The organism is Aeromicrobium sp., assembly GCF_049586495.1.
Taxonomy (GTDB): domain Bacteria; phylum Actinomycetota; class Actinomycetes; order Propionibacteriales; family Nocardioidaceae; genus Aeromicrobium.
This window is the reverse complement of the sequence record NZ_JBAVCB010000242.1, coordinates 1-18,924: the sequence shown is the minus strand read 5'-3', so window position 1 is coordinate 18,924 and position 18,924 is coordinate 1. Positions and strand designations below refer to the sequence as shown.

General features: G+C 67.6%; 18 protein-coding genes, 1 tRNA gene and 2 pseudogenes. 13 read left to right on the top strand and 8 right to left on the bottom strand.

Annotation, left to right across the window (positions count from 1 at the left end):
• The 7 genes and pseudogenes from WB508_RS12455 to WB508_RS12425 form a co-directional block, all read left to right on the top strand.
• Positions 1–597, top strand: a pseudogene (locus WB508_RS12455) (DNA polymerase III subunit gamma/tau); the annotation flags it as partial.
• A gap of 472 nt (positions 598–1,069) precedes the next feature.
• A pseudogene (locus tag WB508_RS12450) lies at positions 1,070–2,539 on the top strand (chorismate-binding protein); the annotation flags it as partial.
• A gap of 153 nt (positions 2,540–2,692) precedes the next feature.
• Complete coding sequence (locus tag WB508_RS12445; RefSeq protein WP_423845197.1) at positions 2,693–3,262, top strand: anthranilate synthase component II; 570 nt, start codon at positions 2,693–2,695, stop codon at positions 3,260–3,262.
• 58 nt (positions 3,263–3,320) lie between these two features.
• Positions 3,321–3,935, top strand: a complete 615-nt coding sequence (gene recR, locus WB508_RS12440) for a recombination mediator RecR (protein ID WP_423845195.1) — start codon at positions 3,321–3,323, stop codon at positions 3,933–3,935.
• 39 nt (positions 3,936–3,974) lie between these two features.
• The gene (locus WB508_RS12435; RefSeq protein ID WP_423845194.1) at positions 3,975–4,676 is read left to right on the top strand and encodes a flavodoxin family protein; all 702 of its coding nucleotides are present in this window, start codon (positions 3,975–3,977) and stop codon (positions 4,674–4,676) included.
• A 69-nt stretch (positions 4,677–4,745) separates the two neighbouring features.
• The gene (locus WB508_RS12430) at positions 4,746–6,014 is read left to right on the top strand and encodes an aspartate kinase (protein ID WP_423845193.1); all 1,269 of its coding nucleotides are present in this window, start codon (positions 4,746–4,748) and stop codon (positions 6,012–6,014) included.
• Between the two features lie 115 nt (positions 6,015–6,129).
• Entirely contained in the window at positions 6,130–7,167 is a 1,038-nt protein-coding gene (locus WB508_RS12425; protein ID WP_423845192.1) for an aspartate-semialdehyde dehydrogenase, read from the top strand.
• Between the two features lie 11 nt (positions 7,168–7,178).
• On the opposite strand, the gene WB508_RS12420 is transcribed toward WB508_RS12425, so the two are convergent.
• From WB508_RS12420 to WB508_RS12405, 4 genes are all read right to left on the bottom strand, one after another.
• The gene (locus tag WB508_RS12420; RefSeq protein WP_423845191.1) at positions 7,179–9,143 is read right to left on the bottom strand and encodes an acetoacetate--CoA ligase; all 1,965 of its coding nucleotides are present in this window, start codon (positions 9,141–9,143) and stop codon (positions 7,179–7,181) included.
• Complete coding sequence (locus WB508_RS12415) at positions 9,140–9,925, bottom strand: hypothetical protein (RefSeq protein ID WP_423845190.1); 786 nt, start codon at positions 9,923–9,925, stop codon at positions 9,140–9,142. Before WB508_RS12415 ends, WB508_RS12420 begins: the two co-directional genes overlap by 4 nt.
• A 168-nt stretch (positions 9,926–10,093) precedes the next feature.
• Positions 10,094–10,170 (bottom strand) — tRNA-Pro (locus WB508_RS12410).
• A 6-nt stretch (positions 10,171–10,176) separates the two neighbouring features.
• Positions 10,177–11,094 (bottom strand): metallophosphoesterase, encoded by a 918-nt coding sequence (locus WB508_RS12405; RefSeq protein ID WP_423845189.1) that lies wholly within the window; start codon positions 11,092–11,094, stop codon positions 10,177–10,179.
• Positions 11,095–11,132: 38 nt separating this feature from the next.
• On the opposite strand from WB508_RS12405, the gene WB508_RS12400 reads away from it, so the two are divergent.
• Positions 11,133–11,594, top strand: a complete 462-nt coding sequence (locus WB508_RS12400) for a GatB/YqeY domain-containing protein (RefSeq protein ID WP_423845188.1) — start codon at positions 11,133–11,135, stop codon at positions 11,592–11,594.
• Positions 11,595–11,599: 5 nt separating this feature from the next.
• On the opposite strand, the gene WB508_RS12395 is transcribed toward WB508_RS12400, so the two are convergent.
• Positions 11,600–13,759 (bottom strand): transglycosylase domain-containing protein, encoded by a 2,160-nt coding sequence (locus WB508_RS12395; protein ID WP_423845187.1) that lies wholly within the window; start codon positions 13,757–13,759, stop codon positions 11,600–11,602.
• Between the two features lie 194 nt (positions 13,760–13,953).
• Here WB508_RS12395 and WB508_RS12390 point away from each other — a divergent pair, with 194 nt between their 5' ends.
• A complete protein-coding gene (locus WB508_RS12390; RefSeq protein ID WP_423845186.1) occupies positions 13,954–14,217 on the top strand; it encodes a WhiB family transcriptional regulator in 264 nt (87 codons plus the stop codon).
• A gap of 5 nt (positions 14,218–14,222) precedes the next feature.
• Here the strand turns inward: WB508_RS12390 and WB508_RS12385 are convergent, their stop codons facing one another.
• Together WB508_RS12385 and WB508_RS12380 are read right to left on the bottom strand one after the other, a co-directional pair.
• Positions 14,223–15,365, bottom strand: a complete 1,143-nt coding sequence (locus WB508_RS12385) for an ArsA family ATPase (protein ID WP_423845196.1) — start codon at positions 15,363–15,365, stop codon at positions 14,223–14,225.
• A gap of 56 nt (positions 15,366–15,421) precedes the next feature.
• On the bottom strand, positions 15,422–16,381 hold the full coding sequence (locus WB508_RS12380; RefSeq protein ID WP_423845185.1) for an ArsA-related P-loop ATPase: 960 nt from the start codon (positions 16,379–16,381) through the stop codon (positions 15,422–15,424).
• A 93-nt stretch (positions 16,382–16,474) separates the two neighbouring features.
• Between WB508_RS12380 and WB508_RS12375 the strand changes: the two genes are divergently transcribed.
• The 4 genes from WB508_RS12375 to WB508_RS12360 are packed head-to-tail and all read left to right on the top strand — an operon-like array spanning position 16,475 to position 18,676.
• Positions 16,475–16,636, top strand: coding sequence for a DUF4177 domain-containing protein (locus WB508_RS12375; RefSeq protein ID WP_423845184.1), 162 nt, complete (start codon positions 16,475–16,477; stop codon positions 16,634–16,636).
• The gene (locus tag WB508_RS12370; protein WP_423845183.1) at positions 16,633–17,088 is read left to right on the top strand and encodes a RidA family protein; all 456 of its coding nucleotides are present in this window, start codon (positions 16,633–16,635) and stop codon (positions 17,086–17,088) included. The genes WB508_RS12375 and WB508_RS12370 overlap by 4 nt, the downstream gene beginning before the upstream one ends.
• Positions 17,085–17,912 (top strand): NUDIX hydrolase, encoded by an 828-nt coding sequence (locus WB508_RS12365; RefSeq protein WP_423845182.1) that lies wholly within the window; start codon positions 17,085–17,087, stop codon positions 17,910–17,912. The genes WB508_RS12370 and WB508_RS12365 overlap by 4 nt, the downstream gene beginning before the upstream one ends.
• A complete protein-coding gene (locus tag WB508_RS12360; protein ID WP_423845181.1) occupies positions 17,909–18,676 on the top strand; it encodes an MBL fold metallo-hydrolase in 768 nt (255 codons plus the stop codon). Before WB508_RS12365 ends, WB508_RS12360 begins: the two co-directional genes overlap by 4 nt.
• A gap of 52 nt (positions 18,677–18,728) precedes the next feature.
• Here WB508_RS12360 and WB508_RS12355 read toward each other — a convergent pair.
• The coding region (locus WB508_RS12355) for a MerR family transcriptional regulator (RefSeq protein ID WP_423845180.1) at positions 18,729–18,924 on the bottom strand (196 nt) is incomplete at its 5' end.

Here is an 18,924-nt window from a genome sequence, read left to right as displayed (position 1 = left end):
CCGCCTCCCGCCGTGGTGGAGCCTCCCGCGCAGACACCGGCGCCGGCGCAGGTGGACCCGACTCCCGAGCCCGAGCCGGAAGCACCGGAAGCACCAGCTGGCACCCTGACAGTCGCCGATGTCCGTCGGCTGTGGCCGGAGGTGCTCGGGAAGGTGCAGGCCATGCGTCGCTTTGCCTGGGTCATGCTCAGCCAGAACGCCCAGGTCGTCGATCTCGAGGGCACCATGCTCACGATCGGTCTGAGCAACGCCGGGGCCCGCGACTCCTTCATGACCAACAAGGTCGCCGAGCCGTTGGCGCGGGCTCTCACCGAAGTCCTCGGTGGCTCATGGTCGATCGACACCATGATCGACGTCACCGCCACCCCCACGCCGTCCGAGCCGGCGGCGGCGGAGCCTGCTGTGCGCCCGGGGGTCACCGGAGCGGCAGCCCAAGCGGTGCGCGACCGGCTCAGCCAACCGGTCGAGGACGCCGGTGACCCCGACGCTGATGCGCGCGCCGACGACGAGGTCGTCGACGACGGCCTGACCGACCCAGAAGAGCTGCTCACCCGCGAGCTGGGGGCCCAGATCATTGACGACACCCCGCACGGCTGACACCTTTGGCAGTCAGGTCTTTCGCACTCGTGTGGATCTCGACCTGGCGCCACTTGACGTCCTGCGCCGATTCCGCGGCCGCGACCGTCTCGTCGCACTGGTCGGGGCGTGGCACCACGGTGAGGCATTGATCGCGTTCGACCCCTCCCGTGTGCTCACCGGCGATCCGTTTGACATCGATCTTGCCCGGTCTGCGTCACAGCCCGGCTCGGCGGCCGGATTCGGCGGCGGGTGGATCGGCGCGTGGGGCTATCAGCTGGGCACCTTGATCGAGCGGCTTCCGCCTGCACCGCACCGCCCGACGCCGCAGCCAGACCACCGCATCGCGTTCTACGATCACGTGCTGCGCCGCGCTGACGGGCGCTGGTGGTTGGAGTCGTTGCGCCGCGACGACGCCCGTGACGCGGCGATTCTCGAGGTTCTGCTCGGCGAGCCGGCACCGGCGCGGCCGTGTGAGGTCGGCACCTTCCAGATGACGCCCGCCCCCCACATCCACCGTGCCAAGCTGGCCCGCGTCATCGAACACATCGAGGCGGGTGACATCTTTCAGGCCAATCTGTGCACTCGGCTCGAGGCTCCGTGGTCAGGCGATCCGCTTGATGCGTTCTGCGCGGGCGCCGAACGGCTCGCGCCCGCGTACGGCGCGTTCGTGTCGTCGCCTGAGGGCGCGCTCGCCAGCTTCTCGCCCGAGCTGTTCTTGCGCCGCACCGGTGACGAAGTGCTCACGTCGCCGATCAAGGGCACCGCGGCACTCGACTCCGATCCGGACGAGCTCGTCGCATCAGCCAAGGACCGCGCCGAGAACATCATGATCGTCGACCTGATGCGTAACGACCTCGGCCGCGTGAGCGTGCCCGGCTCGGTGCGGGTCCCGGCCATCACGAGGGCCGAGCGGCACGCCGTGTGGCACTTGGTATCCGACGTGGTGGGGCATCTTGGTCACGACGTCACCGACGCCCAGCTGCTGCGCGCCACCTTCCCACCGGGGTCGGTCACGGGGGCGCCGAAGGTCCGGGCGATGGAGATCATCAACGATCTGGAGACCACGGGGCGAGAGGCGTACACCGGTGCCATCGGCCACGTCAGCGCGACTGCCGGCCTGGAGCTGAACGTCGTCATCCGCACCTTTGAGTTCGCGTTCAACGACGGAGCAGCCGACCGGGTGTGGCTCGGCGTCGGCGGTGGTGTGGTCGCCGATTCCACGCCGGACGGTGAGCTGGCCGAATGCCTGGTCAAGGCGCGTCCCTTGATCGAGGCGATTGGCGGGCGCCTCGACCTGCGAGCCGACATGGCCGTCAGTCGATCGCAACGGTGGGACCGCGACCTGCCCACCGCCTCAGCTGATCGTGCGCTCGGTCTCTACGACACGGTGCTGGTCGAGGATGGCGTGGCGATCGACCTCGACTCCCACCTCGCCCGGCTCGACGCCTCGGTGCGCGCGGTCTACGGCACCACCATCCGCGCCGGCCTCGACGACGCCGTCGTGCGACGCGTGTCCGGACTGTCGGGCCGCCAGCGACTACGCCTTGACGCCGTGCCGTCTGGCTCAGACGTGCAGGTCACGATGGCTGTTCGTTCCATTGACGACGACCATGGCGCGTGGTCGCTGCGGTCCCGCACCATCGCCGGCGGATTGGGGGAGCACAAGTGGTCCGACCGCACGGCGCTCGCCGAGCCGCTCGGGCCGGCGGCTGACCATCTGGTCGTCGACATCGACGGCTCGATCCTCGAAGGCGGCCGGTCATCAGTGTTCCTCGTGCTGGACGACGGGGTGCACACCGCGCCCACCGACGGCCGCATCCTGCCCGGCACGGCCCGCGCCCGCGTGGTCGAGCTGCTGCGCGCGTCGTCGGTACCGGTCTTCCAGCGTCGCCTCACCGCTGCCGATCTAGCCCGCGCCAACGAGGTCTTCGTGACCAACTCGCTGCGCGGCGTCGTCCCCGTCACGCAGGTCGACGACCGGGAGTGGAAGGTCGGCCTGACCACTCAGTGGATCCAAGCCGAGCTCTGGCGCTTCTGGCGTGACGACTCCCCTACGTGTGCGGCGGAACGCAGGGAAAAGCTGACCGGGAACCTGCACACCGCTCCGAACGTCGTGTTCATCGACAACTACGACTCCTTCGTCTACAACCTGGTGCAGTACGCCTCCGAGCTCGGCGCTGGCTGCGAGGTCGTCCGCAATGACGCGATCTCGGTCGACGATCTGGTGGCAGCGCGCGATCGGGGCGACTTCACCCATCTGGTCGTCTCGCCCGGGCCCGGTACCCCGGCCGATGCCGGTATCAGCGTCGAGGCGATCCGCCGCCTCGGCCCCACCACGCCCACCCTCGGCGTCTGTCTTGGACATCAGGCGATCGGCGAGGTCTACGGCGCTGACGTCGTGCGAGCGCCCGAGGTCGTGCACGGCAAGCCATCGCTGGTGCACCACGACGGACTCGGCATCTTCGCCGGTCTTCCCAGCCCGGTCGTGTGCGCTCGGTATCACTCGTTGGTCATCGACGAAGACACGTTGCCTGCCGACCTGATCGCCACGGCCCACACCGCGTCGGGCCTGCTGATGGGCGTGCGGCACCAGAGCCATCGGGTCGAGGGGGTGCAGATGCATCCTGAGTCGATCCTGACCGCCCACGGTCACGAGATGCTTCGCTCGTTCCTGAGCTCCTGACGGTTTCGACGCCGCGCGGCAGTCAACAGCGTGGGGAGGCGCCCACTAGGCTGCAGGCATGTACGACGGCGTGATTCAGGACCTCATCGACGAGCTCGGGCAGCTGCCCGGGATCGGTCCGAAGAGCGCCCAGCGCATCGCCTTCCACCTGCTGGACGCCGACCCCGCCGACGTCAACCGATTCGCGGCCACCCTGACCGAGGTCAAGGCCAAGGTCCACTTCTGTGCCACCTGTGGCAACGTCACCGTCGACACGGAGTGCCGCATCTGCGCCGATCCGCGACGTGACGCCACCGTGCTGTGCGTGGTCGAGGAGAGCAAGGACGTCATCGCCATCGAGCGGACCCGCGAGTACCGCGGTCGCTACCACGTGCTGGGCGGCGCCATCTCGCCGATCGCGGGCATCGGCCCTGACCAGCTGCGCATCAAGGAGCTGTTCGTGCGGCTCAACGATGCCGGGATCACCGAGGTCATCATCGCCACGGACCCGAACCTCGAGGGCGAGGCCACGGCCACCTACCTGATCCGCCAGCTCTCCACACTCGGCATCAAGGTCAGCAAGCTCGCCAGCGGCCTGCCGGTCGGCGGCGATCTCGAGTACGCCGACGAGCTCACCCTGGGCCGAGCCTTCGAGGGTCGCACCTCGATCGCCTCGGCGACCGCACCCGCCTGACGGGTCGCGGTGGTCGCCGACCTGCGACACACTCGACAGATGACTGATTCGCCCGACTTCAGCGACCTGTCCGCCGTCTTCATCAACGCGACCCTGAAAAGGTCGCCGGAGAAGAGCCACACCGACGGGCTCGTCACCATGAGCGCCGACATCATGCGAGGGCACGGCGTCGCGGTCACCGAGATCCGCGCGATCGACCATCCCATCGCCACGGGCGTGTACCCCGACATGACCGAGCACGGGTGGGACGTGGACGCATGGCCCGGCATCAGCCAGCAGATCATGGCCGCCGAGATCCTCATCCTGGCCGGCCCGATCTGGCTGGGTGACAACAGCAGCATCATGAAGCAGGTCATCGAGCGGCTGTACTCCGAGTCGGGAATCCTCAACGACGAGGGCCAGTCCGTCTTCTACGGCAAGGTCGGTGGCTGCCTGATCACAGGGAACGAAGACGGCGTCAAGCACTGCGCGATGAACATCATGTACTCGCTGCAGCATGTGGGCTTCACGATCCCGCCGCAGGCCGACGCCGGTTGGATCGGCGAGGCCGGCCCGGGCCCGTCCTACCTCGACGAAGGATCAGGCGGCCCCGAGAACGACTTCACCAACCGCAACACGGCGTTCATGACCTACAACCTGCTGCACACGGCGCGCCTGTGGAAGGCCGCGGGCGGCATCCCGACCTACGGCAACCGCCGCGATGTCGAACAGGACACCTGGGCCAATCCCGAGTACCGCTAGTCGCACGGCCCGGTAGAGTGGGCCCGCGCAGCGTCGCGCATCCGTATCCGGTTGATCCAAGGATTTCTCGTGGGCATTGTCGTCCAGAAGTACGGCGGCTCCTCGGTTGCCGACGCCACCAGCGTCAAGAGGGTCGCTCAGCGCATCGTCGCGACCAAGAAGGCTGGTCACGACGTCGTCGTCGTGGTCTCGGCCATGGGCGACACCACGGACGACCTCATCGAGCTCGCCAACGAGGTCGCACCGCTGCCGACCGCCCGTGAGCTGGACATGCTCCTCACGGCCGGTGAGCGGATCTCGATGGCGGTGCTGGCCATGGCCATCGGCAGCCTCGGTCACGAAGCACGGTCCTTCACCGGTTCCCAGGCGGGGGTCATCACTGACGCCGCCCACGGACGCGCCAAGATCATCGACGTCACACCCGGCCGCATCGAGTCCGCGCTGGCCGAGGGCGCCATCGCGATCGTGGCTGGATTCCAGGGTGTCTCGCAGACCACCAAGGACATCACCACTCTGGGACGCGGCGGCTCCGACACCACGGCCGTCGCTCTGGCCGCAGCCCTCGGCGCCGAGGTCTGCGAGATCTACACCGACGTCGACGGCATCTTCACCGCCGATCCCCGCATCGTGCCCACGGCGCGCCAGATTCCGAAGCTCTCGTACGAGGAGATGCTCGAGATGGCCGCCAACGGCGCCAAGATCCTGCACCTGCGATGCGTCGAGTACGCGCGCCGCAACGACATCCCCATTCACGTGCGCTCGTCGTTCTCTGACAAGCCCGGCACGTGGGTGGTCCGAACCGAGGACGTGGACACCATGGAGCAAGCCATCATCAGCGGCGTCGCGCACGATCGCAGCGAAGCCAAGATCACTGTGGTCGGCGTGCCCGACAAGGTCGGTTTCGCGGCATCGATCTTCAACGCGTTGGCCGAGGCCCAGATCAACATCGACATGGTCGTGCAGAACGTGTCGGCCGCAGCCACCGCGCTGACCGACATCTCGTTCACCCTCCCGCGGACGGACGGCCAGACCGCCATGACTGCTCTGGCGCGTCTGCAGGACACCGTCGGCTACGAACGGCTGCAGTACGACGACAGCGTGGGCAAGGTGTCGATCGTCGGCGCCGGCATGCGCTCCGAGCCGGGCATCACGGCCCGCTTCTTCCAGGCGTTGGCAGACGTCGGGGTGAACATCGAGATGATCTCCACCTCGGAGATCCGCATCTCGGTGGTCGTCGCCGAGGCCTTGGTCGACGCCGCAGTCAACGCCGCCCATGCCGAGTTCGAGCTCGGCAACGATGAAGTCGAAGCAGTCGTCTACGGGGGGACCGGCCGATGACGAGCATCGGCATCGTCGGGGCCACCGGACAAGACACCCCACGGAGTTCTTCGCTCCGCCGCTTCGCTCCCCCGCGCACAACTCCGCGGGGACCCCGTCACAAGGAGAACGTTGCATGGTGAGCATTGGCATTGTTGGCGCTACCGGACAGGTGGGCGTCGCCATGCGCAGCATCTTGGAGGAACGCGACTTCCCGGCCGACAGCGTGAGATTCTTCGCCTCGCCGCGCTCGGCGGGCAAGACCCTGCCATTTCGGGGTGAACAGATCGTCATCGAGGACGCGGAGACGGCCGATCCTGCCGGCCTCGACATCGCCTTGTTCTCCGCTGGCGCCGCCACTTCGCGGGCTCACGCCCCGCGGTTCGCGGAGGCCGGCGTCACCGTGGTGGACAACTCCTCGGCATTCCGCAAGGACCCCACCATTCCGCTGGTGGTGAGCGAGGTCAACCCCGGGGACATTCCTGACGGTGACGGTCCGGGCGGGCGCGGCATCATCGCGAACCCGAACTGCACGACCATGGCCGCCATGCCGGTGCTCAAGCCGTTGCACGACGCCGCTGGGCTGATTCGGCTCGTGGTCAGCAGCTACCAAGCCGTGTCCGGCTCGGGCATCGCCGGTGTGCGCGAGCTGCACGACCAGGCGCTTGCCGTCGTCGAGTCGGCTGATGAGCTGGCCTACGACGGATCGGCTGTCGACTTTCCGGCCCCGCAGGTCTACGTCGACTCGATCGCCTTCAACGTGCTGCCGATGGCTGGCTCCATCGTGGATGACGGGTCCTTCGAGACCGATGAGGAGCAGAAGCTCCGCAACGAGACCCGCAAGATTCTTGGCATCCCTGATCTGCGGGTCGCGGGCACCTGCGTACGAGTGCCGGTGTTCACGGGACACTCGCTGTCGATCAATGCCGAGTTCGCCGAGAACATCACGGTCGAGCAGGCCACGGCGCTGCTGGCCGAAGCCCCAGGAGTGCAGCTGGCCGAGGTTCCCACGCCGCTGAAGGCTGCCGGCGCTGACCCAAGTCTGGTCGGTCGGATCCGCCAAGATGGTTCGATCGACGGCCAGCGAGGCCTCGTCCTGTTCGTGTCCGGCGACAACCTGCGCAAGGGAGCGGCCCTCAACACGGTGCAGATCGCCGAGCTCCTGCTCCGCTGACCGTTCAGTCGTCAGCGCAGGAGGTTGACGAAGGGGTCCAGGGCGGAGGGGTCGGCGAGGGCGCCGGGGGCGGCGGCCTGGTCGATCGGGACGCCCTGCAGGATCTTCTTGACCGGGACCTCCAGCTTCTTGCCCGAGAGGGTGCGGGGGAGCGTCTGCAGCTGGTGCATCTGGTCGGGTACGTGGCGCGGCGACAGCTTGCTGCGCAGCGCTCCGGCGATCTCTCGCCGCAGGCCATCGTCGAGTTCTCGGCCTTCGGACAAGGTGACGAACAGCATCAGCTGGCCCGCTCCTCCCTCGTCGTCCTCCAGATGGACCACGAGGCTGTCGGTGACGACGGGCAAGGCCTCGACGACGGAGTAGAACTCCGAGGTGCCCAGACGCACGCCGCCGCGGTTCAAGGTGGCGTCGCTGCGGCCCGTGATGGTGCAGGTGCCGATCTCGGAGATGGTGATCCAGTCGCCATGTCGCCACACGCCGGGGATGTCCTCGAAGTACGCGGCCCGGTACCGGGAACCGTCCTCGTCGCCCCAGAAGCCCACCGGCATCGACGGCATCGGTTGCGTGATGACGAGCTCGCCGAGCGACCCGATGACCGCCTGGTGCTGATCATCGAAGGCCTCGACGGCGCAGCCGAGCATGCGGCACGACATCTCGCCGGCGTACACCGGCACGGTGGGCGACGCCCCCACGAAGGCTGCGCAGATGTCGGTGCCGCCGCTGACCGAGCTCAGCTGAGCTGTGTCGCTGACCGCTTCGTACACCCAGCGAAACCCCTCGCCCGGCAAGGGTGCTCCGGTCGAGCCGACGCCACGCACAGCGGACAGATCGGCCATCTCGCGCGGCACGATGCCAGCCTTGCGACACTGCAGCAGGAAGGGCGCGCTGGTGCCGAAGTAGGTGATGCCGAGGCGCTCAGCCATGCGCCACAACAGGGTCACATCGGGTGCGCCGGAGTCGTCGGGAGGGGCCGGATGACCGTCGAACATCACGATGGTCGCGCCCACCGAGAGGCCGGAGATCAGGAGATTCCACATCATCCAGCCGGTCGTCGAGAACCAGAAGAAACGATCGGCAGGGCCGAGATCGTGGTGCAGTGCCAGCGACTTCACGTGTTCGACCGTGATGCCGCCGTGCCCGTGCACGATCGGCTTGGGGAGCCCGGTCGTGCCCGAGGAGAACAGGACGTACAACGGCCAGTCGAACGGCAACCGATCGAACTCCAGGGGTCCGGACGTGGCGGTGAAATCGGCCCACGTGACGGCACCGGCAGGAGGCGGCGCGTCGTCTGCCAGGTAGGGCAGCCACACATGCGCGCGCACGCTCGGCAGCGCTGCACGGATCTGCTCGACTTCGTCACGCCGATCGATTGACTTGGTGCCATAGCCGTAGCCGTCGACGGTCAGCAGCACGGTGGGCTCGATCTGCTGCCACCGATCGACGACAGACTGGGTCCCGAACTCCGGCGCGCACGAGGAGAACACGGCGCCGATGCTTGCGGCCGCCAGCAGCAGCACCAGCGTCTCGGGAATGTTGGGCGAGTACGCGGCGACCCGGTCCCGTGGTTGCACCCCGGCTCGCAACAGTCCGGCCCGGGCACGAGCTACCTGGTCGCGTAGCTGGGCGGCGCTCAGCTCGACGTCAGGGCGACTGTGCGAGGCGGCCACGAGGACGGTGTCGTCGTCGCCGCGACCGGGCATCGCCAGCATCGCCTCCGCGTAGTTGAGACGAACGTCAGGGAACCAGCGAGCGCCGGGCATGGAGGCCTCGGCGAGAGCGACCGTGCCGTCCCCGTCTGCGGGCAGGTCGGCCCACCGCCACAGCGCACTCCAGAAGTCATCGAGGTTCTCGACCGACCACGACCACATGTCGGCGTAGTCGGCGGCATCCACGATGCCCTGGTCAGCGAGCCATCGACCAAACTGCTCGATGCGAGACCGCCCGTCGCCGGAAGGTTCCCACAGGATCTCAGTCACTCGACGTCGGCGGGGCTCGACTCGGCCATGGCGAGCAACCGGTGGGCCACCCAGAATGCGGCGGCGGTGAGGACCGGAACCAGCACCAGGCCGAAGCGAGAGTCGGCCAGGCCGAGGAACACGCTGAGGATCGTGATGAGGGTCAGCATGACGGCCAGGAAGCTGGTCACTCGTGGCGCGGCTGTGCCGAAGGCGCCGAGCAGTCGCTCGCCGAGCGCGAACGCCACGATGGACACGATGACGAAGGTGAGCGTGCCCCACAGGGGGCCGCCATTGGCGACACCGCGCACCTCTGTGAACAGGGCCAACGCCGCGACGCCCAGGCCGACGCAGATCAGTCCGACCAGCAGTCCTGTGATGACGGTGGCGCGCGTCGGCTCCAGCTGCGGGATGCGCCACGCGCGGACCGCAGCCCACCGGTGGGCCGTGAAGTCACTCGTGGCTCGCCCAGCGCGACCTGCTCGGGAACCTATCGCCGTGGCAGCACTGGAGGTGCGGGACCGGATGGAGTCGAGCGCAGGCTTGACGTTGATGTTCGGCGCGGAGATGGACGGCCGTTTGATGGCCGGCAGGCCCTTGCCCTTGGACTTGACCGTGGTGATGGGTCCGCCCGGCGAGGGTGGTGCTGCAGCGGGTTGATCGCGCGCAGCGACCTTCGTCGCGGGGCTGTCGGCCGGGCGGCCGTAACGCATCGTCGGGCCGCCCGCTGCCGGTGTGGTCGGTGCTATCGGTCGCTTGACGACGCGCTTCACCACCTTCTTCGGTGTCTGATCGTCGGCCATGGAGCAAGTGTTCCACACCACACGGCACGCCCCACGCTCGTTCGGCGTCCCCTCGACGAGGGCCTCGCCATCTCCTGATCGAGACGCACCGTATCTCGGGTCAGACATGACGAACGGCCAGACCGTCATGGTCTGGCCGCTGCTTCGAGATGGTGAATCTGGTCTGGCTGGTCGGGGTGACAGGATTTGAACCTGCGACCTCGTCGTCCCGAACGACGCGCGCTACCAAGCTGCGCCACACCCCGTTGCCTCTAGCCGGGCAACCCGGGTGAGTCTACCGCAGTCAGGGTGAGCAGGGTCGCCTCGGGTCGGCAGGCGAATCGGACCGGTGTCACGGGCGAAGAGCCGAGTCCGGCGGACACGTGCAGCCACGATGCGGGGTGGTCCTCGACCTGGTGCTGGTGCAGTCCGCGAGCCCTCGTGCGATCGAGATCGCAATTGGTGACGAGCGCGCCGTAGAACGGGACGCGCAGCTGCCCGCCGTGGGTGTGCCCGGCGAGAATCAGCGGGTAGCCCAGCGAATTCCACCGGTCCAGCACCCGCAGGTACGGCGCGTGGGTCACGCCGATCGCAAGGTCCGCCGAGGCGTCGGCCGGTGCATCGTCCAGCTCATCGAGGTGCAGATGCGGGTCGTCCACGCCCACGAACGACACCTGGCGCCCGGCGACCTCGAGCTCGCCGTGCTGGTTCGACAGGTCGGTCCACCCCCGGCGCGTGAAGTTCGCACGCATGGCCTCGAACGGCAGATCCTTCTCGCGCATCCACGCGCCGTTGCTGGCCACGCCGGTCCCGCCAGTCAGATACCGCACCGGATTCTTGAGGCGGGGGGAGTAGTAGTCGTTGGAACCGAACACGAAGACCCCCGGCAGGTCGAGCAGATCGCCGTAGGCCCTGATCACCGACGGCAGTGCGTCGACATGGGAGAGATTGTCGCCGGTGTTGACCACGAGGTCCGGCTCGAGGTCGGCGAGGCCGCGCAGCCAGGCCTGCTTGTGCCCCTGACGAGGCGTCATGTGGGTGTCGCTGAGGTGGAGCACTCGCAGCGGCTCGGATCCAGCAGCCAGCACCGGCACGGTGGCTCGGCGCAGCGCGAATGCGTGCGGCTCGACGAATGTGGACCAGGCCAGCCCCGCTGTCGCGACGCCCGCCGTCAGTGCCAGCACATGCATGCACCCAGCGTCGCACAGCCAGGTGGGACACTTGCCTCATGTCTGCCATGAAGGATCAGTTGCGCACCGACCTGACCGCCTCGATCAAGGCGCGCGATGCGATGCGGTCCTCGACGCTGCGCATGGTCTTGACGGCGATCACGACCGCGGAAGTGGCTGGCAAGGAGGCCCGCGAGATCAGCGACGACGAGGTCATGGCCGTTCTTGGCAGTGAGGTCAAGAAGCGGCGTGAGGCGGCCGAGGCGTTCACCGCGGGCAACCGCCCCGCGATGGCGGAGAAGGAGACCGCGGAGGCGGCGATTCTGGCCGAGTATCTGCCCGAGCAGATGACGGGTGAGGAGATCGCTACGGTGGTCTCGGCGGCCGTCGAGAGCACCGGAGCCGGCGGCGAGGGGATGCGCGCCATGGGCAAGGTCATGGGCGTGGTCACGCCGCAGACCAAGGGCAAGGCTGACTCAGGCGTTGTCGCCGCAGAGGTCAAGCGGCAGCTCGGCGCCTGACGGAGTCAGCCTTCGTCGTCTTCGTCTTCGTCGTTCGAGGTGTCGGCGGGCTTCCTGGCCCGGACCGTCGGCCGACTCTCTGCTGGAGATCCGAAATTGACCGGTGAAAGCTGGTCCTGGATGGTTCCCATGGCCTTTTTCCACATCGGACCGGCCAGCGAGCTGCCGCCGACAGATGCAAAGTTCAGCAGGCGCCCGTTGATCGTGACACCGGCCAAGGTCTTGGGCCCGCCGTTCTTCTTGACGCCGGCGATCATCGAGAACGTCGACAGCTCGGGGGTGTAGCCGGCGTAGGAGACGGCCTGGTTGTCCTGGGCTGTTCCGGTCTTGGCCGCTGAGGGGATGCGCAGGCCGGTGCCGTTCTGGAAGCCGTAGCCGCGCTCCTGCACGATGCGCAAGATGTCATTGATCTGAGCGGCGACGCCCTTGGACAGCACCCGCTTGCAGTCGGGCTTGTACTTCTTGAGCACCTCGCCGTTGCGGTCGATGATCTCGTTGACTGGCTGCGGCTTGCAGTACAGGCCGCCCGATGCTGGGGTGGCGTAGGCCGCTGCCATCTCCAGCGGGCTGACGCTGGTGACGCCCAGGGTGAACGGCCCCACTTGATCGGTCACGCCGGTCTTGGGATCGAAGGGCACCGTGATGCCCATCGCCTCGGCCATGCGGACCACGTTGCACAAGCCGGCCTTCTTCTCCAGCAGGGCGAAGTAGGTGTTCACCGACTCGCTGAGGCCGGTGTACATGTTCTTGTTGCCCGAGGTGGTGGAGTTCTTGACATCCCACTTCGCCGTGCCGCCACCCTGGCAGTCGGTGTACGACCCCGGGGGCATGGTCAGCCGCGGCGGCGAGTTGAAGGTCTGGCCGACACTGATGCCTTGGTCGAGCGCTGCGGCAACCGTGAACATCTTGAACGTCGATCCCGCCGAGAAGCCGCCGGAGTCGCCGAACTTGCGGGGCACCGTGAAGTTGATGAACGACTCGCCCTTCTTGACGTTGCGTCCCATGGGTCGGGACTGGGCGACCCCACGCACCTTGCCGGTGCCCGGTTCGACCATCGCCATCATGCCGAGAGCCTTGTCCTTGGGTGCCACCGTGCTGCTGACCGCCTTGTTGGCGGCCTTCTGCATCGACAGGTCGATGTTGGACTTGATCGTGAGGCCGCCCCGCTCGATCGCCTGGCGACGATCCTCCACCGTGGCGCCGAGCGCCTTGTCCGTCAGCAGGTAGCGCCGGATGTAGTCGCAGGAGAAGGAGGCGACCGATTCCACGCAACCGTTGGGATACTTGGTGACCTTGAGCCCGAGGGGAGATGCCTGGATCTCCTCGGCCTTCTCCTGGGTGATCAGCCCGTCGCGCGCCATGACTGCGAGCACGGTGTTGCGCCGCTGGAGCGCCTTCTCGGGGAAGGCGACGGGGTTGAACTCGTCGGGATTCTTGACCAGCCCGGCGAGCGTTGCCGCCTGCCTGGTGTTGAGCTTGTCCGGGCTCCTGGAGAAGTAGTGGAACGCGGCGGAGTTGATGCCCCATGCGCCATCGCCGAAGTAGGCGAGATTCAGGTAGCGCTCCAGGATCTCTTTCTTGGAGTGCGTCTCCTCGTACTTGATGGCGAGCTTGAGCTCGCGGATCTTGCGGGCTGTCGACTTCTCCACGGCGGCCCGGCGCTGGGCCTTGGTGGTGGCCTGCGACACGAGAGTCAGCTTGACCAGCTGCTGCGTGATCGTGGAGCCGCCTTGGGTCTGCCCCGCCGATGCATTGTTGACCAGCGCGCGAAGAGTTCCCTGCAGATCAAGAGGGCCGTGATCGTAGAAGCGCGAATCCTCGATCGCCAGCAGGGCTTCCTGAGTGACCGGCGCGATCTTCTCCAGCGGAATGTCCTGCCGGTTCTCTTGATAGAAGTAGGCGAGACGCTTGCCGTTGTTGGCCAGCACCACGGTGGTCTGGGGGTTCGGCAGATCTTCCAGCTCCAGCGGAAGCTCGATGATGTCGTTGCTGACCTGATTGGCGGTCACTGCGACGAATGAGGCGGCCGGAATGGCGATCAGCGCGACACCCAGCCCGGCGATGACCGACAGGCGGGTCATCGACCCGAGAATGCCTGCCGTGGACGTCGGCTGGCGCTCCGACTGCACGAGTCGACGAACCGCGTCAGCAAACGAAGAAGCCATGAAGAAATCTTACGGGAGAACCCTGAGAGCACCTGTGGGGCTGGTGTGAACAGGAACCGCGGCGAAATGGCCATAGTTCATCGGAACCAGACAAGATGACTCTGTTCGGGTCTGGCCATATTCTCAGGACTTTCACAGCATGGGAGGACGCTCAACTTCAGCCAACTGCGGCTGTCTCGGGAAGGTCTCGGATCATGTGGAATGACAACTGGGCGGCACAGGCCGCCTGCAGGGGAAAGTCTGACCAGCTGTTCGTGCAGGGCGCCGAGCAGAACCGGGCCAAGACCGTGTGCGCCGGATGCGACGTGAAGGCCGAGTGCCTGGTCGAGGCGCTGGACAACCGTATCGAGTGGGGTGTCTGGGGCGGCATGACCGAGCGCGAGCGCCGTGCGCTGTTGCGTCGACGTCCCAATGTCACCACGTGGCGATCGGTTCTTGCTCCGAGCCTCGTGAGCTGAACACGTCAACCGGCGAGCAGACGTCCGATCTCGCGTAGGGCGTCAAGATCGTGCACGTCGCCTGACAGGGCCGCTACCGACACCGTCGCCACCGACGGGTGGGCCGCCGTGAAGGTACGACGCTGTCGACCCTCGCGTGCGCCGACTCGCAATCTCTCGGCCCGAACCGTCAGCAGGTCCGACGTCATCTGGTCGGTGGCGTCACCACCCTGCAGCCGCGCTGCCGCGCTCTCGGCCGCGGGCGCCGTGACACCGCTGGCGTCGTCCTCGTGGACCCGGTTGACGACCAGCCCGGACAACGGCATCTTCTCGCCAGCCAGACGCTCGACGAAGTAGGCCGCCTCGCGCATGGCCGCTGGCTCGGGTGCGGCGATCACCAAGAAGGCCGTCTCGGGGGCCTGCAGCAGCGCGTACGTGGTCTCGGCGCGTTGCCGGAAGCCACCGAAGAGCGTGTCGAACGCGGCGATGAAGGTCTGCAGATCGGTCAGGAACTGCGCGCCCAGCACCTTGTTCAAGGCCGAGGTCACGATCCCGAGACCGGCGGTGAGCAGTCGTGCCGGCCCCTTGGCCGGAAACAACAACAGCTTGATGAACCGTCCGTCCAGCAGCGACGACAGGCGCTCGGGGGCGTCGAGGAAGTCGAGCGCTGAGCGCGAGGGAGGGGTGTCGACGACGATCAGATCCCACCGTCGTTCGTCGGCGACCGACTCCGCGTGCAGCTGACCCAGTTTCTCCATGGCCATGTACTCCTGCGTGCCAGCGAACGAGCTCGACAGTGCCACGTAGAACGGATTGGCCAGGATCTGCGCAGCCTTCTCGGGAGTGGCATGCTGCTCCACGACCTCGTCGAAGGTGCGCTTCATGTCGAGCATCATGGCGTGCAGCGACCCTTCGCCGCTGACGCCCGGGACCGGCCGGGGGGAGTTGTCGAGCTCGGTCAGGCCCATCGACTGCGCAAGGCGGCGAGCCGGATCGATCGTGAGGACGCAGACCCTGCGGCCCTGCTCTGCTGCGCGCAACGCGAGAGCGGCGGCAGTCGTGGTCTTGCCGACACCGCCCGATCCGCAGCAGACGATGATCTCGGTGCCGCGGTCGGCCAGCAGTCCGTCGATGTTCAGCCGGCCGTCGCGGCTCGCGTCGTCGATCAGCACGCGAGGTCCAGAGCGCGATCGGCGGCCAGACCTTTCGGTACGTGGTTTGCCGGTCACGTGAGGTCCTTCAGCTGGTCTGACATCTCGTACAGCGCGCCGAGATCGATGCCGTCGGGGCGACGATCCAGCTCGATGACGGGGCGCCCGCAGTGCTCGAGCGCGGCGCGTTGGTCGCCCTGCAGCTCGGCTCGATGGGCTGCATCGAGACCGCCGTCGATCAGTGAGCCCGCGGCGCTGGCTGGTAGACCGGCCCGGTCCAGCACTGCGCCGATGGCGTCCGCGTCGAGCGTATCGGCGGCCAGGGCCGCCCGCGTTGGCTCAGTGATGAGGTCCGGTTGAATCAGGTTGACCACGACGTGGCCCACCGGGAGCCGGGCGACGCCGAGCTCGGCGATCGCGTCGATCGTCTCGGTCACCGGCATCTCCTCGAGCACCGTGACCAGGTGGACGTGGGTCGAGGGGGCGCGCATCATCTGCATGATCGAGTCGGCTTGACGCCTAATGGGCCCCACCTTGGCCAGACCGGCCAGTTCGGAGTTGACGTTCAGGAACCGGGTGATGCGGCCGGTCGGAGGCGCGTCCAGGACGACGGCGTCGTAGACGAAGCGGTCTCCGGTCTCGCGCTTGGCGGCCTCGTAGACCTTGCCGGTCAGCAGCACGTCGCGCACGCCAGGCGCGATGGTGGTGGCGAAGTCGATGATGCCGAATCGGTCGAGCGCACGCCCCGCTCGGCCGAGCCGGTAGAACATCTGCAGGTACTCCAGCAGCGCCGATTCCGGGTCGATGGCCAAGGCGTACACCTCACCGCCCGTGGGACCGACGGCGATCTTGCGCTCCTCGTAGGGCAGCGGCGCGACATCGAACAGCTGCGCGATGCCCTGTCGTCCCTCGACCTCGCACAGCAGCACCCGCCGTCCCGTGCCCGCCAGCGACATCGCCAGAGCCGCCGCCACGGTGGTCTTGCCTGTTCCACCCTTGCCGGTGACGATGTGCAGATCTGATGCGATGGCCACGATCCGACCCTACCGATGCCCGGGCTGTCCGGCAGGGCTACGGCTGGCGCTGGGGGGCAGCGCACCGCGCCGCGCCACCTATACAGTCGGGTCATGACTCAGTGGGAGTACTTGACAGCGCCCGTGCTGGTGCACAACACCAAGCAGATCCTGGACAACTTCGGATCGGACGGGTGGGAGCTCGTGCAGATCGTTCCCAATCCGTTGAACACCGAGAACCTGGTCGCCTATTTCAAGCGGGCGGTGTCCTCATGACCGTCGCGGAGCGACTTGCGGCCGAAGGGCTCGCTGTTCCTGACGCCCCCAAGCCTGTCGCCGTGTACGTGCCGGCCGTGCGGTCCGGCCACCACGTCTTCACCTCCGGCCAGCTGCCGATGGTCGCTGGCGAGCTGATCGCCACTGGCAAGGTCGGTGGCGACGTGAGCCCCGAGACCGCGTACGACTGCGCCCGCCAGTGCGCCTTGAACGCGATCGCCGCCGTGGCCTCGCAGGTCGACATCGAGCAGGTCGTGCGGGTCGTCAAGGCCACGGTCTTCGTGGCCAGCACGCCAGACTTCACCGGCCAGCCGGGCGTCGCCAACGGAGCGAGCGAGCTGTTGGGCCTGGCCTTCGGTGATGCCGGGGTTCACGCGCGCAGTGCCGTCGGCGTCTCTGCCCTGCCGTTGGACGCACCGGTCGAGGTCGAGCTGGTCGTCGAGGTCTCATGACCCTGACCCGGATCCCCCTGCCCGATCGGCTACGAGCGGCAGCCGAGCGGGGCGGGAGCGATCCGGTTCCTCCCAAGGACGCGGCCACCATCGTGGTGGTGCGCGACGGTGACGACGGCATCGAGGCGTACCTGATGCGCCGCCAGACGAGCATGAAGTTTGCCGCTGGGTTCGATGTGTTTCCCGGTGGCGGTCTGCAGGCGGACGACCATGATGCCGACATTCCGTGGGTGGGCCCTGCGGCCGATGAGTGGGCTGCCCGCTGGCGATGCGACGCGCGCTTGGCGCGCGCCCTGGTCGTCGCGGCAGTGCGCGAGACGTTCGAGGAGACCGGCGTGCTGCTGGCCGGGCCCGACGCCGACTCGGTGCTCTCCGACACGGGCACGCCCGATCTGCACCAGGCCCGCAACGACCTCGAGGAGGGCCGCATCGGATTTGGTGACTTCCTCACCGCCCGCGGGCTGGTGCTGCGCGCCGATCTGCTCGGGGCGTGGGCGCACTGGATCACCCCCGCGTTCGAACCCCGCCGCTACGACACCCGATTCTTCGTGGCAGCGCTGCCTACGGGGCAGCGGGTCGGCACCATGAGTCGTGAGGCAGACCATGCACGGTGGGCACCGCTGCGCGGGGTGCTGGCCGCCATCGATGCCGGTGAAGCCGCGATGATGCCGCCGACCATGGCGACGTGTCGGGAGGTGGCGCGGCACACGGCTGCATCCATCGTGGAGGCGTCCGCGTGCCGGACCTTCGACACGGTCGTTCCGCGTGTCGTCGAGATCGACGGCGAGTTGTTCTTGGAGACCGAGCTGGGAGAAGCCCCGTGACCGTGGCCACCGTGGTGTCCGACCGCACGTCGTGCGTGCTCGCCGAGAACCCCGGCGTCATGACGCTGGAGGGCACCAACACCTGGATCCTGCGCGAGCCCGGTGCCCGTCGGTCCGTCGTGGTCGACCCGGGTCCCGCCGATGAACGGCATCTGCAGACGGTGCTGGCAGCATCAGGCGAGGTCGCGCTGATCTTGTTCACGCACCGTCACTTCGATCACACCGAAGCCCTTGGCCGCTTCGCCGAGCTCACCGGGGCCTCGGCGCGAGCGATCGACCCGGAGTTCTGCCGAGACGCCGACGTGCTGGTCGACGGCGAGCAGATCGAGGTTGACGGCCTGGCGATCGACGTCATCGCCACTCCGGGACACACGACCGACTCGGTCTGCCTGTTGCTGCCCGAGGACGGGAGTCTGCTCAGCGGCGACACCATCTTGGGACGGGGCACCACGATCATCGCCCACCCCGACGGCGTGCTGGGTTCCTACCTCGACTCGTTGGCCCACATCCGCGAACTGGTCGAGGAGGGCATGGTGCAGCGCATCCTTCCAGGTCACGGTCCGGTCATCGACCAACCGGCGGCCGTGGTCGACTTCTATCTGGAGCACCGCGCTGAACGCCTCGATCAGGTGCGGCAGGCGGTCGAGGCCGGGGCGTCCTCACCGCGCGAGGTCGTCGAGGCGGTGTACGCCGACGTCGACCAGAGTCTGTGGCCCGCGGCGGAGCTGAGCGTCGCGGCCCAGCTGGACTACCTCCGCCTCTGATTCCGCACGATGGGGAGCGTCACGGAGGTGGTGAACCCCTTCAGGCGCCGACCTACCGCTTCGAGAGTTGGTTGCGCAACTGCGCGTTCTCCGTCTCCAGCTCGAGGACCAAGGCGATGCCGGCGAGATTGAGGCCCTGATCTAGCAACGCCGTGATGCGACGCAGACGCACGACGTCTCTGCGGCTGTAGCGGCGGGTGCCTCCGGCTGTGCGGTTCGGTCGAATCAGCCCGCGGCCCTCGTACAGC